The organism is Serratia sp. 121840015-1 (assembly GCF_053627655.1).
Map to the genome: position 1 here is coordinate 2,693,478 of NZ_JBSEYF010000001.1, position 14,076 is coordinate 2,707,553.

General features: G+C 62.1%; 12 protein-coding genes. 8 read left to right on the forward strand and 4 right to left on the reverse strand.

Translation table 11 applies throughout. The features are described from left to right. The first annotated feature begins 14 nt into the window (after nucleotides 1-14). The 3 genes from ACUXAC_RS13110 to ACUXAC_RS13120 all read left to right on the forward strand — a co-directional run bounded on the left by ACUXAC_RS13110 (nucleotide 15) and on the right by ACUXAC_RS13120 (nucleotide 3,665). A complete protein-coding gene (locus tag ACUXAC_RS13110; protein ID WP_049270365.1) occupies nucleotides 15-2,093 on the forward strand; it encodes an ABC transporter permease in 2,079 nt (692 codons plus the stop codon). Between the two features lie 11 nt (nucleotides 2,094-2,104). Beyond that, a complete protein-coding gene (gene fbpC / locus ACUXAC_RS13115; RefSeq protein WP_159317763.1) occupies nucleotides 2,105-3,151 on the forward strand; it encodes a ferric ABC transporter ATP-binding protein in 1,047 nt (348 codons plus the stop codon). A gap of 247 nt (nucleotides 3,152-3,398) precedes the next feature. Continuing rightward, nucleotides 3,399-3,665, forward strand: coding sequence for a hypothetical protein (locus ACUXAC_RS13120; RefSeq protein WP_049201133.1), 267 nt, complete (start codon nucleotides 3,399-3,401; stop codon nucleotides 3,663-3,665). 41 nt (nucleotides 3,666-3,706) lie between these two features. Here ACUXAC_RS13120 and dusC read toward each other — a convergent pair whose 3' ends face one another. From dusC to rhlE, 3 genes are all read right to left on the reverse strand, one after another. Beyond that, nucleotides 3,707-4,639: a tRNA dihydrouridine(16) synthase DusC gene (gene dusC / locus ACUXAC_RS13125; protein ID WP_454266695.1), complete on the reverse strand. Its 933-nt coding sequence runs from the start codon at nucleotides 4,637-4,639 to the stop codon at nucleotides 3,707-3,709. A gap of 84 nt (nucleotides 4,640-4,723) precedes the next feature. Next, nucleotides 4,724-5,683 carry a D-2-hydroxyacid dehydrogenase family protein gene (locus tag ACUXAC_RS13130; protein ID WP_060420938.1) on the reverse strand — a complete coding sequence of 320 codons (960 nt, stop codon included), beginning with the start codon at nucleotides 5,681-5,683 and terminating at the stop codon, nucleotides 4,724-4,726. 114 nt (nucleotides 5,684-5,797) lie between these two features. Then, the gene (rhlE, locus tag ACUXAC_RS13135; protein WP_216701386.1) at nucleotides 5,798-7,171 is read right to left on the reverse strand and encodes an ATP-dependent RNA helicase RhlE; all 1,374 of its coding nucleotides are present in this window, start codon (nucleotides 7,169-7,171) and stop codon (nucleotides 5,798-5,800) included. 297 nt (nucleotides 7,172-7,468) lie between these two features. On the opposite strand from rhlE, the gene cecR reads away from it, so the two are divergent. The 5 genes from cecR to ACUXAC_RS13160 are packed head-to-tail and all read left to right on the forward strand — an operon-like array spanning nucleotide 7,469 to nucleotide 13,187. Then, on the forward strand, nucleotides 7,469-8,167 hold the full coding sequence (cecR, locus tag ACUXAC_RS13140) for a transcriptional regulator CecR (RefSeq protein ID WP_193158810.1): 699 nt from the start codon (nucleotides 7,469-7,471) through the stop codon (nucleotides 8,165-8,167). A gap of 18 nt (nucleotides 8,168-8,185) precedes the next feature. Beyond that, nucleotides 8,186-9,172, forward strand: coding sequence for a secretion protein HlyD (hlyD, locus tag ACUXAC_RS13145; RefSeq protein WP_049201139.1), 987 nt, complete (start codon nucleotides 8,186-8,188; stop codon nucleotides 9,170-9,172). 8 nt (nucleotides 9,173-9,180) lie between these two features. Next, the gene (locus ACUXAC_RS13150) at nucleotides 9,181-10,917 is read left to right on the forward strand and encodes an ATP-binding cassette domain-containing protein (RefSeq protein WP_147839612.1); all 1,737 of its coding nucleotides are present in this window, start codon (nucleotides 9,181-9,183) and stop codon (nucleotides 10,915-10,917) included. Then, complete coding sequence (locus ACUXAC_RS13155; RefSeq protein WP_038870906.1) at nucleotides 10,914-12,068, forward strand: ABC transporter permease; 1,155 nt, start codon at nucleotides 10,914-10,916, stop codon at nucleotides 12,066-12,068. Before ACUXAC_RS13150 ends, ACUXAC_RS13155 begins: the two co-directional genes overlap by 4 nt. Before the next feature lie 12 nt (nucleotides 12,069-12,080). Continuing rightward, complete coding sequence (locus ACUXAC_RS13160) at nucleotides 12,081-13,187, forward strand: ABC transporter permease (RefSeq protein WP_454266696.1); 1,107 nt, start codon at nucleotides 12,081-12,083, stop codon at nucleotides 13,185-13,187. Nucleotides 13,188-13,262: 75 nt separating this feature from the next. Here the strand turns inward: ACUXAC_RS13160 and ACUXAC_RS13165 are convergent, their stop codons facing one another. Beyond that, the gene (locus ACUXAC_RS13165) at nucleotides 13,263-13,973 is read right to left on the reverse strand and encodes a Bax inhibitor-1/YccA family protein (RefSeq protein WP_033637508.1); all 711 of its coding nucleotides are present in this window, start codon (nucleotides 13,971-13,973) and stop codon (nucleotides 13,263-13,265) included. Between the last annotated feature and the right edge of the window lie 103 nt (nucleotides 13,974-14,076).

Consider the following 14,076-nt stretch of genomic DNA (forward strand, 5'->3'; position numbering starts at 1 on the left):
CATCCGGGAAACTTATGTCACATACACATGCACTCCATCTCGTGAAAAAACGAGATGCGATATTCCTTTGGGTCTTGCTTGGCTGGCTGGCGTTCGCCCTGCTGCCGAGCTGGAGCCTGGATTACGGCCTGCTGGAGTCCACCGGCGATGAAATCCTCGCGGCCTACGGCTGGTCACACCGCAATGTCAGCTGGCTATGGTGCCTGTTGCCGAGCCTGCTGCTGCTTCGCCCTTACGCCCCGGCGGGCGGTGAACGGCGGCGGCGCCACGCGTTCGATGCCGGCTGGGCGCTGCTGTGCATGGCCTTTATCGTCGTCAGCGCCACGGTGGCGGGGCGCGGTCTAGGCTACGCCACTCTGGTGCAATTGACCGCGCTGGGCGCCATCATGACGCTGGCGCTGACCCGCCTCGAATGGCTGGGCGGCGACCGTTTCGTTATCGGTGCGCTGGTCACCATCGTGGCGCTGATCGGCGTCTTCATCGTCTGGCCGAGCATCGCGATTTTCATTCCGATGTTCACCGACCAGGCGGGGGCATTCGCGCCGCTGGCGTTTATGAACGTGCTGTCGCAGGCGCATATCGTTCAGGTGATCCTCAACTCCATCGCCCTGTCGATCGCGGTGGGCGCCGGCTGCACCTTCTTCGGCCTGGTGCTGGCGATTTACACCACCCGCATCGCCAAGCGCAGCGCCATTATCGGCCGCATCTTCTCCATCCTGCCCATCGTCACGCCGCCGTTCGTCGTCGGCCTGGGCGTCACGTTGATGATGGGGCGCTCCGGCTACGTCACCGAGTGGATGGTGGCCTGGTTCGGCCTGACCAACACCAACTGGCTGTACGGCTTTACCGGCATCTGGCTGGCGCAGGTGCTGGCGTTCACGCCGATGGCGTTCATGATCCTCGACGGCGCGATCAAGACCATTCATCCTTCGCTGGAAGAAGCCTCCTACACCCTGCGCGCCAGCCGTTGGCAAACCTTTAACGGCGTGTTCGTGCCGCTGCTGAAACCGGCGCTGGCCAACGCGTTTCTGATCGTGGTGGTGCAATCGCTGGCCGACTTCAGCAACCCGCTGGTGCTCGGCGGCAACTTCGACGTGCTGGCGACGCAAATCTATTTCTACATCACCGGCTCGCAGCTCGACTATCAGGCCGCCAGCACCCTCGGCGCCTTCCTGCTGCTGTTCTCGCTGCTGGTGTTCTGCATCCAGTACCTGTGGATCGGCAAGCGTTCCTACGTCACCGTGTCCGGCAAATCCTATCGCGGCGACGTACAGCCGCTGCCGGTCACGCTGGTGTGGGGCGTGATCGCGTTGCTGGCGGTGTGGGTAGCCTTTAACGCCCTGCTCTACGGCAGCATTTTCTACGGCAGCTTCACCGTCAACTGGGGGGTGGATTACACGCTGACGCTGGATAACTTCATCAAGCTGTTCGGCCAGGGCATGAGCGACGGCGCGTGGCCTTCGCTGCTCGACACCCTGCTGTACGCCGGGATCGCCGCGCCGATCACCGCCGCCTTCGGCCTGCTGATCGCCTGGATCGTGGTGCGCCAGCAGTTCAGGGGCAAAAAGACCATCGAGTTCACCACCATGCTGTGCTTTGCGGTGCCGGGCACCGTGGCGGGCGTCTCTTACATTCTCGCCTTCAACAGCGCACCGGTGTACCTCACCGGGACGGCCGCCATCGTGATTATCTCGATGGTGATGCGCAACGTGCCGGTGGGCATTCGCGCCGGGATCGCCGGGCTGGGCCAGATAGACAAATCGCTGGACGAAGCCTCGCTCAGCCTACGCGCCGGCTCGCTGCGCACCATTACGCACATCCTGCTGCCGCTGCTGCGCCCGGCGATCCTGTCGGCGCTGATCTACAGCTTCGTGCGCGCCATCACCACCGTCAGCGCCATCGTTTTCCTGGTGACGCCCGATACCCGCGTGGCCACCGCCTACATCCTCAACCGCGTGGAAGACGGCGAATACGGCGTGGCGATCGCCTACGGTTCAATTCTGATCGTGGTGATGCTGGCGATTATTTTCCTCTTTGACTGGCTGATCGGCGAGGCACGCATCTCCCGTTCAAAAGCCAAAAACCAGGCGTAATGGAGCCCATGATGAGCCAGAAAAATTTCGTTGAACTGCGCAACGTCTCCAAACGGTTCGGCAGCAACACGGTGATCGATAACATCACGCTCACCATCCCTCGGGGGCAGATGGTGACGCTGCTCGGCCCTTCCGGCTGCGGCAAGACCACCATTTTGCGCCTGGTCGCCGGGCTGGAGAAACCGAGCGACGGGCAAATATTCATTGATGGTGAAGACGTTACCCATCGTTCCATCCAGCAGCGTGACATCTGCATGGTGTTTCAGTCTTATGCCCTGTTCCCGCACATGTCGCTGGGAGAAAACGTCGGCTATGGGCTGAAGATGCTCGGCATCCCCCGCACCGAAGTGAAAGCGCGCGTGCAGGAAGCGCTGGCGATGGTGGATCTGGCGGGGTTCGACGATCGCTATGTCGATCAGATCTCCGGCGGCCAACAGCAGCGCGTGGCGCTGGCGCGCGCGCTGATCCTCAAGCCGAAAGTGCTGCTGTTTGACGAGCCGCTGAGCAACCTCGACGCCAACCTGCGCCGCAGCATGCGCGAAAAGATCCGCGAGCTGCAAAAGCAGTTTGATATCACGTCGCTGTACGTCACCCACGATCAGAGCGAGGCTTTCGCGGTCTCAGACACCGTGCTGGTGATGAACAAGGGGCATATCATGCAGATAGGCTCGCCGCAGGATCTCTATCGGCAGCCGGCGTCGCGCTTTATGGCGAGCTTTATGGGGGACGCCAACCTGTTCCCGGCCGGCTTCAGCGCGGACTATGTCGATATCAGCGGCTATCGCCTGCCGCGCCCCGCGCACTTTGCCACCAAAGGCGCCGGCACGGTGGGCGTGCGGCCGGAAGCGATCACGCTGAGCGAGCACGGCGAGGAAAGCCAGCGCTGCGTGATCCAGCATGTCGCCTACATGGGGCCGCAGTATGAGGTCACGGTGGCGTGGCATGGGCAGCAGATTTTGCTGCAGGTTAACGCCACTCGCCTGCAGCCCAACGTCGGCGAACAGTATTATCTGGAAATTCACCCCTACGGCATGTTTATGCTGGCGGACGCGGCATAATAAGCATCACTCTTAAGCGTTAGAATAACGGTCATTCCTCATGGAATGGCCGTAAATAACCGCCCAAAAAACCGTATTTATCTATTTTTACAATTCCTTCCAAGTCCTTGTTCAGCCGAGAAATAAATATATCCGTATTCATTAAAAAAATAACCACCTGGGCCACCAAGGATGATATTTTTATTTAGATGGGGTAAGCTTAATCCCGCAGTCGAAATTATTTAACGGCCAACTCAAGGAGAAATTCATGAGCAACAATGCAAACGCACAGGCGCAGCTGGATAATTTACGCAACGTCGCTTCCCAGCTGAAGGAAATGCGCCACTATGCGCAGTCGAACACCGAAACGCTCTCCGCACACTGGCTGGCCTTCGATCAGGGGGAATGCAAAAATAAGGCATTCGCCGAAGCCATTAACGACCTGTTGAATAAACAGGGTGCCTGCCTGGAAGGGCTGGAAAAAACCATTCAGGATATCGAGATAGAATTGAACCGTCTCGACAAAGCCGCCTGATAATACCGATTTAAATAAACCCGCCGCGTGCGGGTTTATTTTTAGCTACGGCAGATGACGCGCGCAATATCCCCTGACGTCGTCAGCGCGCGTATTTCGCTGAACAGTTCGGTGGCTTCGTCATATTCTTTGCGCAAATAACCCAGCCACTGTTTGATGCGCGCCACATGATACAGGCCGGTGTCGCCCTGCTTTTCCAGATGGACGTATTTTTGCAGCAGCTCAACCACCTGCGGCCAGGGCATGCGCGGTTCGTTGTACTTCACCACCCGGCTCAGGTTTGGCACGTTGAGCGCGCCGCGCCCCAGCATGATGGCGTCACAGCCGGTCGCCTGCAGGCAATCCTGCGCGCTCTGGTAATCCCAGATCTCGCCGTTGGCGATCACCGGGATGCTCAGCCGTTGACGGATCTCGCCGATCGCCGCCCAGTTGATGCGATCCGCCTTGTAGCCGTCCTCTTTGGTGCGGCCGTGCACCGTCAGCTCGCTGGCGCCCGCCTGCTGCACCGCATCGGCGATTTCAAAACTGCGGCTGAAGGAGTCCCAGCCCAGGCGCACCTTCACCGTGACCGGCAGATGGGCCGGCACCGCCGCGCGCATCGCTTTGGCGCCCTGGTAGATCAACTCCGGATCTTTGAGCAGCGTCGCCCCGCCGCCGCTGCCGTTCACCAGCTTGGACGGGCAGCCACAGTTGAGATCGACGCCGTAAGAGCCCAATTCCACCGCGCGTGCGGCGTTCTCCGCCAGCCACTGCGGGTACTGCCCCAGCAGCTGTACGCGCACCAGCGTGCCCGACGGCGTGCGGCTGGCGTAGCGCAGTTCCGGGCACAGCCGGTAGAACGATTTGGCCGGCAGCAGCTGATCGACCACGCGCAAAAATTCGGTGATGCACAGATCGTAGTCGTTCACGTCGGTGAGCAACTCACGCACCAAAGAATCGAGAACGCCCTCCATCGGAGCCAATAATACGCGCATGACCAATCCCAGCTAAAAAAAGACCCGCAATGATACGGGTGAATGCCCGCGCCAGACAAGCCTCTGCGGGCATTAAAAGCGCCGTCAGCCCAGCCGGCGGATCGGTTGGCCGGCGAGGAACGCCGCAATGTCCTCGACCGCCTCGGTGAAATAGGCGCGGTAGTTGTCGTCCGCCACGTAGCCCACGTGCGGCGTCGCCAGCACGTTGGGCAGCTGACGAAACGCATCGTCGGCCGGCAGCGGCTCCGTCTCGAACACGTCCAGCCCGGCGCCGGCGATCTTCCGCTGTTGCAGCACGTCCACCAACGCCGCCCGATCGACGATCGCCGCACGCGAGGTGTTGATCAGATAAGCAGTGGGCTTCATCGCCGTCAATTCGTCGCGCCCCACCAGCCCGCGGCTGCGATCGCTCAGCACCAGGTGGATAGAGACAAAATCGCTCTGCTCGAACAGCGCCCGTTTGGACGGCGCCAGTAGGGCCCCCTCCTGCGCCGCCCGTTCCGCCGTCAGGTTCTGGCTCCAGGCCAACACCCGCATGCCGAACGCCTGCGCCACCCGGGCCATCTGGCCGCCGATCTTGCCCAGCCCCAGCAGCCCCAGCGTTTTCCCCTGCAGGGTGACGCCGAGATCCCGCTGCCACGGGCCGTTGTTTTTCAGCCCGACGCTTTCCGGCACGATATGCTTCGCCAACCCGAGCAGCAGCGCCCAGGTCAGCTCCATCGGCGCCGCCGACCCACTGCTGGTGCCGCATACCACTACGCCGCGCTCGGCGGCGGCAGCCAAATCGATAGAAGCGTTGCGCATGCCGGAGGTGATCAGCAGCTTCAGCTTCGGCAGCCGCGCCAACAGCGAGGCGGTCATCGGCGTGCGCTCGCGCATGATGACCAGAATGTCGCACTCCTGCAGATGCACCGCCAGCTCCGTCTCATCGGTAAAGTGCGCGCTGATGGCGGACACCTCCACCCGATCGGCCAGCGCCGACCAGTCCGCCATCTTGAGCGCCACCTGCTGGTAATCATCGAGAATTGCGCACTTCAATTTCATCTCCGTCTCCTGGAATGTAGGGTTAGCCACCGTCCAGCCTAGTACGAAAATGCCGTTCCGCCAGGCAAAAAAAAAGCCGCCCGTATCGGCGGCTTACTCTTTGAGCAATCAGGCTTATTCAGCCGGTTTGCGGTTGCGTGGGCGACGCGAAGCCGGTGCGCCGGAACGGCGCTGGCCATCACCCTGCGGGCGGGCGTTACCGTTGCCGCGGTTTTCACGCTGGCCGCCGTTCGCGTTGCCGCTGCGCTGACCGCCGCCGTTACCGGAACGCTGGCCACCGCCGTTGCCGCGCGGGGCGCCGCGTCCGCCACCCTGGCGGCCGTTGATGATCGGCTCGGCCTTGATGGTCGGATCCGGCTCGTAGCCCGGCAGTGCGATGCGTGGAATTTCACGCTTCAGCAGACGCTCGATGTCGCGCAGCAGCTTGTGCTCATCCACGCACACCAGCGAGATAGCTTCGCCGGTGCGCTCCGCACGGCCGGTACGGCCGATGCGGTGCACGTAGTCTTCCGGCACGTTAGGCAGCTCGTAGTTCACCACGTGCGGCAGCTGGTCGATATCCAGGCCGCGCGCCGCGATGTCGGTCGCCACCAGCACGCGGATGCGGCCGTCTTTGAAGTCGGCCAGCGCACGGGTACGGGCGCCCTGGCTCTTGTTGCCGTGGATCGCCGCTGCGGTGATGCCGTCTTTGTTCAGCTGCTCCGCCAGGTGGTTGGCGCCGTGCTTGGTGCGGGTAAACACCAGCACCTGTTTCCAGTCGCCTTCGCCGATCATCTGCGACAGCAGTTCCCGCTTACGCTTCTTGTCGACGAAGTGCACGCTCTGCTCGATCTGCTCAGACGCGGTGTTGCGGCGCGCCACTTCTACCGAAGCCGGGTTGTGCAGCAGCTTGTTGGCCAGCGCCTTGATGTCGTCGGAGAAGGTCGCGGAGAACAGCAGGTTCTGACGCTTGGCCGGCAGCTTGGCCAGCACGCGGCGGATGTCGTGGATAAAGCCCATGTCCAGCATGCGGTCCGCTTCGTCCAGCACCAGAATTTCGATTTTGGACAGGTCAACCGCGTTCTGATGTTCCAAATCCAGCAGACGGCCCGGCGTTGCCACCAGGATATCGACGCCGCCGCGCAGCTTCATCATCTGCGGGTTGATGCTCACGCCGCCAAACACCACCAGCGAACGCAGGCGCAGGTGTTTGCTGTAGGCATCGACGTTTTCGCCGATCTGCGCCGCCAGCTCACGGGTTGGCGTCAGGATCAGCGCGCGTACCGGGCGACGGCCCTTGACCGGATGGTCATGCTTGCTCAGCAGCTGCAACAGCGGCAGGGTAAAACCGGCGGTTTTACCGGTGCCGGTCTGGGCGCTGGCCATCAGGTCACGACCTTCCAGCACGACAGGGATAGCCTGACGCTGAATTGGCGTCGGTTCGCGATAGCCCTGTTCTTCAACAGCGCGCACAATTTCAGCACTTAAGCCGAGGGTTTCAAATGACATAAAGAGAAAAACTCCAGATCCCCCCTAACCTAACGGTGTTCGGTGCAGTTTCCTGGGAGGATGATCAGACGGGGCATTAAGCATGACCACGAGGGATTGGCACAAACTGCAGTGCACCAGGCGGCGATTGTAACAGAAGTCGCGCAATAAAAAGCACTTTTACGCACCCAGAGCACAATCTGCCGTAAATTCAGCATTGTCTGAAGCCGATCACATAACTCATTGTGATTAGCGGTTGCGTTTTAAACAATCTGGCATAAAGTTAATCATATGATTGATTAACTTTATGCGTGCCCCATGCCAGCTTCCGTCCCTCATCAGGCCGCCGGCCGAGCGCGCGGCGAGCAAACGCGCCGGCAGCTGCTCGCCGCGGCGACCGAACTGTTCGGCGAATGCGGCCTGGAAGGCGCCACCACCCGCGACATCGCCCAACGCGCCGGCCAAAATATCGCCGCCATCACCTATTACTTCAACTCCAAAGAGGGGCTGTACCTGGCCGTGGCGCAGTCGCTCGCCGATTTCATCCAGCAGGCGTTCGCCCCGCTGGCCGAGGAGGTCGATCGCTTCTGGCAACAGTCCGCCGCGCAGCGCTCACCCGACGCGGCGCTGCGTTTGCTGCAGCGTGGCCTGCTGGCCTTCAGCGAACTGATGACCCAGCCGCACACGCTGAACCTGAGCAAAATCATGTCGCGCGAACAACTCGCCCCGACCGAGGCCTACCCGCTGATCCACAGCCAGGTGATCGCGCCGATGCACGCGCGGCTATGCCGCCTGCTGGCGGCCGCGACCGGCATCGACGACCAGGCGACCCGCCTCGTGCTGCATACCCATGCGCTGATCGGCGAGGTGCTGTCGTTTCGCGTGGCGCGCGAAACCATCCGCCGCCAGGCCGGCTGGCAAGCCATTGGCGAGGACGAAGCGGCGCAGATCGGCGCCGTGCTGAGCGAACATATTGAGATTCTGGTTACCGGGCTGCGCCAACGTCACGGCGCGTAAATTCAGGCAGGGAGTGTTATGAACAAAAAACGCAGTGCCTTGATCGTGTTGTTAATTCTGCTGATCGCGGCCGCCGCTTACGGGGTATGGCATTACCAACAACAGCAGGATAAGCCGCTGACGCTGTACGGCAACGTCGACATCCGCACGGTGAACCTCGGCTTTCGCGTCGATGGCCGCCTGGCGTCGCTGACGGTGGATGAAGGCGATGCCGTTCAGCCGGGCCAGCTGCTCGGCAAACTGGACGACGCGCCCTACCGCAACGCGCTGCAGCAGGCCGAAGCCAACGTCGGCAGCGCGCGCGCCAAGCTGTCGCTGCTGCAGGCCGGCTACCGCAGCGAAGAGATCGCCCAGGTACGGTCGGAAATGGCGCAGCGCCAGTCCGCCTTCGCCTACGCCGACAGCTTCCTGAAACGCCAGCAGGGGCTGTGGGCGAAAAACGCCACCTCCGCCGACGCGCTGGAGGATGCGCGCACCGCCCGCAATCAGGCGCAGGCCAACCTGCAGGCGGCGAAAGACAAGCTGTCGCAATACCTCAGCGGCAACCGCCCGCAAGAAATCGAACAGGCCAAGGCCGACGTGGCGCAGAGCGAGGCGGCGCTGGCACAGGCGCAGTTGAACCTGCAAGACGCCACGCTGGTCTCCCCTTCCGCCGGTACGGTGCTGACCCGCGCGGTGGAGCCGGGCACCATGCTCGGCGCCGGCGGCACGGTCTTCACCCTGTCGCTGACCCGGCCGGTGTGGGTGCGCGCCTACGTCAACGAAACCAGCCTGAACCAGGCGGTCCCCGGCACCGAACTGGAGATCTACACCGACGGCCGCCCCGACAAGCCTTACCACGGCAAGATCGGTTTCGTCTCGCCGACCGCGGAATTCACGCCGAAAAGCGTTGAAACGCCGGATCTGCGCACCGATCTGGTGTACCGCCTGCGGGTGATCGTCACCGACGCCGACGACGCGCTGCGCCAAGGCATGCCGGTCACCCTGCGCTTCGCCAAACCCTGAGGCCAGCCATGGAACAGGCGCACACCATTGAGCTGGAAGGGCTGGAGAAGCGCTTCCCGTCGCTTGAGAAACCGGCGGTCGCCAGCCTGACCACCACCCTGCGCAGCGGCGCGGTGATCGGGCTGGTCGGCCCGGACGGCGCCGGCAAAACCACCCTGCTGCGCATGCTGGCCGGGCTGCTGCAGCCCAGCAGCGGCAAACTGCGGGTCGCCGGGCTGGATCCGATCGCGCAGGATCGTCAACTGCACGCGATCCTCGGCTACATGCCGCAGAAGTTCGGGCTGTATGAGGATCTGACGGTGATGGAGAACCTGACGCTTTACGCCGATCTGCGCGGCGTCACCGGCGATCTTCGCCGCCAGACCTTCGAGCGGCTGTTGAAATTCACCGATCTGACCCGCTTCACCGAGCGCCTGGCGGGCAAGCTGTCCGGCGGTATGAAGCAGAAACTCGGCCTGGCCTGCACGCTGGTGGGCGAACCTCAGGTGCTGTTGCTGGATGAGCCGGGCGTCGGCGTCGACCCGATCTCGCGCCGCGAGCTGTGGCGCATGGTGCACGAACTGGCCAACGACGGCATGCTGATCCTGTGGAGCACCTCTTATCTCGATGAGGCCGAACAGTGCCGCGAAGTGCTGCTGCTCAACGAGGGCGAGCTGCTGTTCAGCGGCGCACCGCAGGAGCTGACCCGCCGTATGGCCGGGCGCACGGTGTTGATCGCCGCGCCCCCCGGCAGCCATCGATCGCTTCTGCAGCGGGCGATCTGCCTGCCGGCGGTCACCGATGGGGTGATCCAGGGCAAGTATCTGCGCCTGATTCTGAAGGAAGGCGAAGATCACCGGCAGCTGTTGCAGGCGCTGGATCTGCCGGAGGCCGAACTGGACGAAGCGGATCCGCGCTTCGAGGATGCGTTTATCGATCTGCTCGGCGGCGGCCCCAACCACCGCTCGGCGCTGGCGGAGATCATGCCGACCGTCAACGGCGAAAGCGGTGAAACGGTGATCGAAGCGGTGCAGCTGACCAAAAAATTCGGCGACTTCGCCGCTACCGATCACGTTGATTTCCAGGTGCGGCGCGGCGAAATTTTCGGCCTGCTCGGGCCGAACGGCGCCGGCAAGTCCACCACCTTTAAAATGATGTGCGGCCTGCTGATCCCCTCCAGCGGTAAGGCGCTGGTGCTGGGGATGGATCTCAAGACCAGCTCCGGCCAGGCGCGCCAGCGCCTCGGCTACATGGCGCAAAAATTCTCGCTGTACGGCAACCTGACGGTGGCGCAGAACCTGAAGTTCTTCTCCGGCGTCTACGGCCTGAGCGGCAAGGCGCAGCGCGACAAAATCGACGAGATGTCGCGCGCCTTCAACTTCGCGCCAATCCTCAATCAGACGCCGGACGCGCTGCCGCTCGGCTTCAAACAGCGCCTGGCGCTGGCCTGCGCGCTGATGCACGAACCGGATATCCTGTTCCTCGACGAACCGACTTCCGGCGTCGATCCGCTGACGCGGCGCGAGTTCTGGTTGCACATCAACGGCATGGTCGACAAGGGCGTCACGGTGATGGTGACCACCCACTTTATGGACGAAGCGGAGTACTGCGACCGCATCGGCCTGGTGTACCGCGGCAAAATCATCGCCGCCGGCACGCCGGACGATCTCAAACAGCAGGTGGCGCGCGACGACAATCCCAACCCCTCGATGGAGCAGGCATTTATCGAGCTGGTGCAGGGTTACGATGAGGAGGAATCACGGTGAGCGATAACCGCACCCCAATCGACGACGGCGGCTTCTCCTGGCGCCGGCTGCGCGCGCTGTGCCTGAAGGAAACGCGGCAGATACTGCGCGATCCCAGCAGCGGCCTGATCGCCTTCGTCATCCCACTGATGCTGCTGTTTATCTTCGGCTACGGCATCAACCTGGACTCCAGCAAGCTGCATCTGGGCATTCTGATGGAGCAGCAGAGCGAAGACGCGCGCGATCTGGCCCAGGCGTTCGCCGGCTCGCCCTATATCGAACCGACCATCAGCGACAACCGCCAACAGCTGATCCAGCAGATGCAGGCCGGCACGATCCGCGGCCTGGTGGTGATCCCGGTGGATTTCGACCAGCGCATGGCGCGCCCGCACGACAGCGCCCCTATCCAGATCATCACCGACGGCAGCGAGCCGAACACCGCCAACTTCGTGCAGGGCTATGCCCAGGGCGTATGGCAAATTTGGCAGCAGCAGCGCGCCACCGATCGGGGGAACAGCGACAAACCGCTGATTGACGTACAGATGCGCTACTGGTTCAACCCGGCGGCCATCAGCCGGCACTACATCATTCCCGGCGCCATCACCATCATCATGACGGTGATCGGCGCCATTCTCACCTCGCTGGTGATCGCCCGCGAATGGGAGCGCGGCACCATGGAGGCCCTGCTGTCCACCCAGGTGACGCGCAGCGAGCTGTTGCTCTCCAAGCTGATCCCTTATTACTTCCTCGGCATGGCCGCCATGGCGCTGTGCATGGCGGTGGCGGTGTGGGTGCTCGGCGTGCCCTATCGCGGCTCCCTGCCGATCCTGCTGCTGATCAGCAGCCTGTTCCTCGCCAGCACCCTCGGCATGGGCCTGCTGATCTCCACCCTCACCCGCAATCAGTTCAATGCGGCGATGGTGGCGCTGAACGCCGCCTTCCTGCCGTCGATCATGCTGTCCGGCTTCATCTTCCAGATCGACAGCATGCCGGCCATCGTGCGCGCGGTGACCTATATCATTCCGGCGCGCTACTTCGTCAGCACGCTGCAAACGCTGTTCCTGGCGGGCAACGTCGGCACCGTGCTGCTGATCAATCTGCTGTTCCTGATCGCTTCCGCCGTGGTGTTCATCGGCCTGACGGCCTGGAAAACCCAGCGCCGGCTGGATTGAGGAGAAAGAGCGATGTTTCATCGTCTGTTGACGCTCATCATCAAGGAAATGCAGGCGCTGCTGCGCGATCCGCAAACCCGCGCCATTTTAATCATGCCGGTGATCCTGCAGGTGCTGCTGTTCCCGTTCGCCGCGACGCTGGAAGTCACCAACGCCACCATCGCGGTCTACAGCGAGGACAGCGGCCAGGCCTCGGTGGAGCTGACCCAGCGCTTCGCCAAGGCCAAGGCCTTTCAACACGTGCTGCTGCTGCGCAGCCCGCAGGAGATAAAGACCACCATCGACAACCAGCGAGCGCTGCTGCTGATCCGCTTCCCGGCGCAGTTCTCGCGCGATATCGCCACCGGCAACACCGCGCCGCTGCAGCTGCTGCTCGACGGACGCAACTCCAACAGCGCGCAGATCGCCGCCAACTACGTGCAGCAGATCGTGCAGGAATATCAGAACGAGCTGCTCGGCAACCGCGCCAAACCCAACAACAGCGAGCTGGTGGTGCGCAACTGGTATAACCCGAATCTGGACTACAAATGGTTCGTGGTGCCGTCGCTGATCGCCATGATCACCACCATTGGCGTGCTGATCGTCACCTCGCTGTCGGTGGCGCGCGAGCGCGAACAGGGCACGCTGGAACAGCTGCTGGTCTCACCGCTCACCACCTGGCAGATCTTTATCGGCAAGGCGGTGCCGGCGCTGGTCGTCGCCAGCTTCCAGGCCAGCATCGTGCTGTTGATCGGCATCTTCCTGTACCAGATCCCGTTCGCCGGATCGCTGCTGCTGTTCTATGCCACCATGCTGATCTACGGGCTGTCGCTGGTCGGTTTCGGCCTGCTGATCTCGTCGCTGTGCGCCACTCAGCAGCAGGCGTTCATCGGCGTTTTCGTGTTCATGATGCCGGCGATCCTGCTCTCGGGTTACGTCTCGCCGGTGGAGAATATGCCGGTGTGGCTGCAGGATCTGACCTGGGTTAACCCGATACGCCACTTCACCGACATCACCAAGCAGATCTATCTGAAGGACGCCAGCTTCAGCATCATCTGGCACAGCCTGTGGCCGCTGCTGGTGATCACCGCCACCACCGGCAGCGCCGCCTACGCGCTGTTCCGCCGCAAAATCGCATAAAAAAAGCTCTGCATGTCACATGCAGAGCCTGGCAAGTCCTGTGGATTTCAAGCTACTGCTTGAAAAACGACGGATTTAGCGGCGGTTGCCGAAGATACGCAGCAACATCAGGAACAGGTTGATGAAGTCGAGATACAGCGTCAGCGCGCCGACGATGGCGTACTTGCGGAAGCTGTCTTTATCATCGGCGTTCAGCTGCTCGCCCATCGCCTTGAGTTTTTGCGTGTCGTACGCGGTCAGGCCGACGAACACCACCACCCCGATGTAGGTAATCGCCCACATCAGCGCGGTGCTTTTCAGCCAGATGTTCACCAACGAGGCCAGCACGATGCCGATCAATGCCATGAACAGCATGCTGCCGAAGCCGCTCAGATCGCGCTTGGTGGTGTAGCCGTACAGGCTCATGGCGCCGAACATGCCGGCAGTGACCACGAAAGTGCTGGCGATCGAGCTGTAGGTGTAGGCGATGAAGATGCTCGACAGCGTCAGCCCGGTCAGCGCCGAGTACAGCATGAACAGCGACGTGGCCACCGCGCCGCTCAGGCGGTTGACCATGCCGGAAATCACGAACACCAGCGCCAGTTGGGCGATGATCAGGCCGAAGAAGGTGATCTGGCTGGAGAAGATGAAGTTGAGGATCGCGGGCGTGTTGGCCGCATACCAGGAAACGAACGCCGTCAGCAGCAGACCGCAGGTCATCCAGCCGTAAACCTGCGCCATGTAGGCCTGAATGCCGCTGTTGGCACGTTCGACGATTGAACCATTAGAGCGTGGATATCGGTCCATGACGGTTACCTTTTGCGTTGTAAACAAGATTCCGAAGCCCCGCGAACGGGGCTTCGCCTGCTATAAGCGTACCACAGAATATGCCGCGCGAAAGCGGCAAAGG

Excerpts from the sequence above, each read along its gene's own strand:
- ACUXAC_RS13110 (WP_049270365.1), top strand. The coding sequence starts at position 15 with ATGTCACATACACATGCACTCCATCTCGTGAAAAAACGAGATGCGATA.
- fbpC (WP_159317763.1), top strand. The coding sequence starts at position 2,105 with ATGAGCCAGAAAAATTTCGTTGAACTGCGCAACGTCTCCAAACGGTTC.
- ACUXAC_RS13120 (WP_049201133.1), top strand. The coding sequence starts at position 3,399 with ATGAGCAACAATGCAAACGCACAGGCGCAGCTGGATAATTTACGCAAC.
- dusC (WP_454266695.1), bottom strand. The coding sequence starts at position 4,639 with ATGCGCGTATTATTGGCTCCGATGGAGGGCGTTCTCGATTCTTTGGTG.
- ACUXAC_RS13130 (WP_060420938.1), bottom strand. The coding sequence starts at position 5,683 with ATGAAATTGAAGTGCGCAATTCTCGATGATTACCAGCAGGTGGCGCTC.
- rhlE (WP_216701386.1), bottom strand. The coding sequence starts at position 7,171 with ATGTCATTTGAAACCCTCGGCTTAAGTGCTGAAATTGTGCGCGCTGTT.
- cecR (WP_193158810.1), top strand. The coding sequence starts at position 7,469 with ATGCCAGCTTCCGTCCCTCATCAGGCCGCCGGCCGAGCGCGCGGCGAG.
- hlyD (WP_049201139.1), top strand. The coding sequence starts at position 8,186 with ATGAACAAAAAACGCAGTGCCTTGATCGTGTTGTTAATTCTGCTGATC.
- ACUXAC_RS13150 (WP_147839612.1), top strand. The coding sequence starts at position 9,181 with ATGGAACAGGCGCACACCATTGAGCTGGAAGGGCTGGAGAAGCGCTTC.
- ACUXAC_RS13160 (WP_454266696.1), top strand. The coding sequence starts at position 12,081 with ATGTTTCATCGTCTGTTGACGCTCATCATCAAGGAAATGCAGGCGCTG.
- ACUXAC_RS13165 (WP_033637508.1), bottom strand. The coding sequence starts at position 13,973 with ATGGACCGATATCCACGCTCTAATGGTTCAATCGTCGAACGTGCCAAC.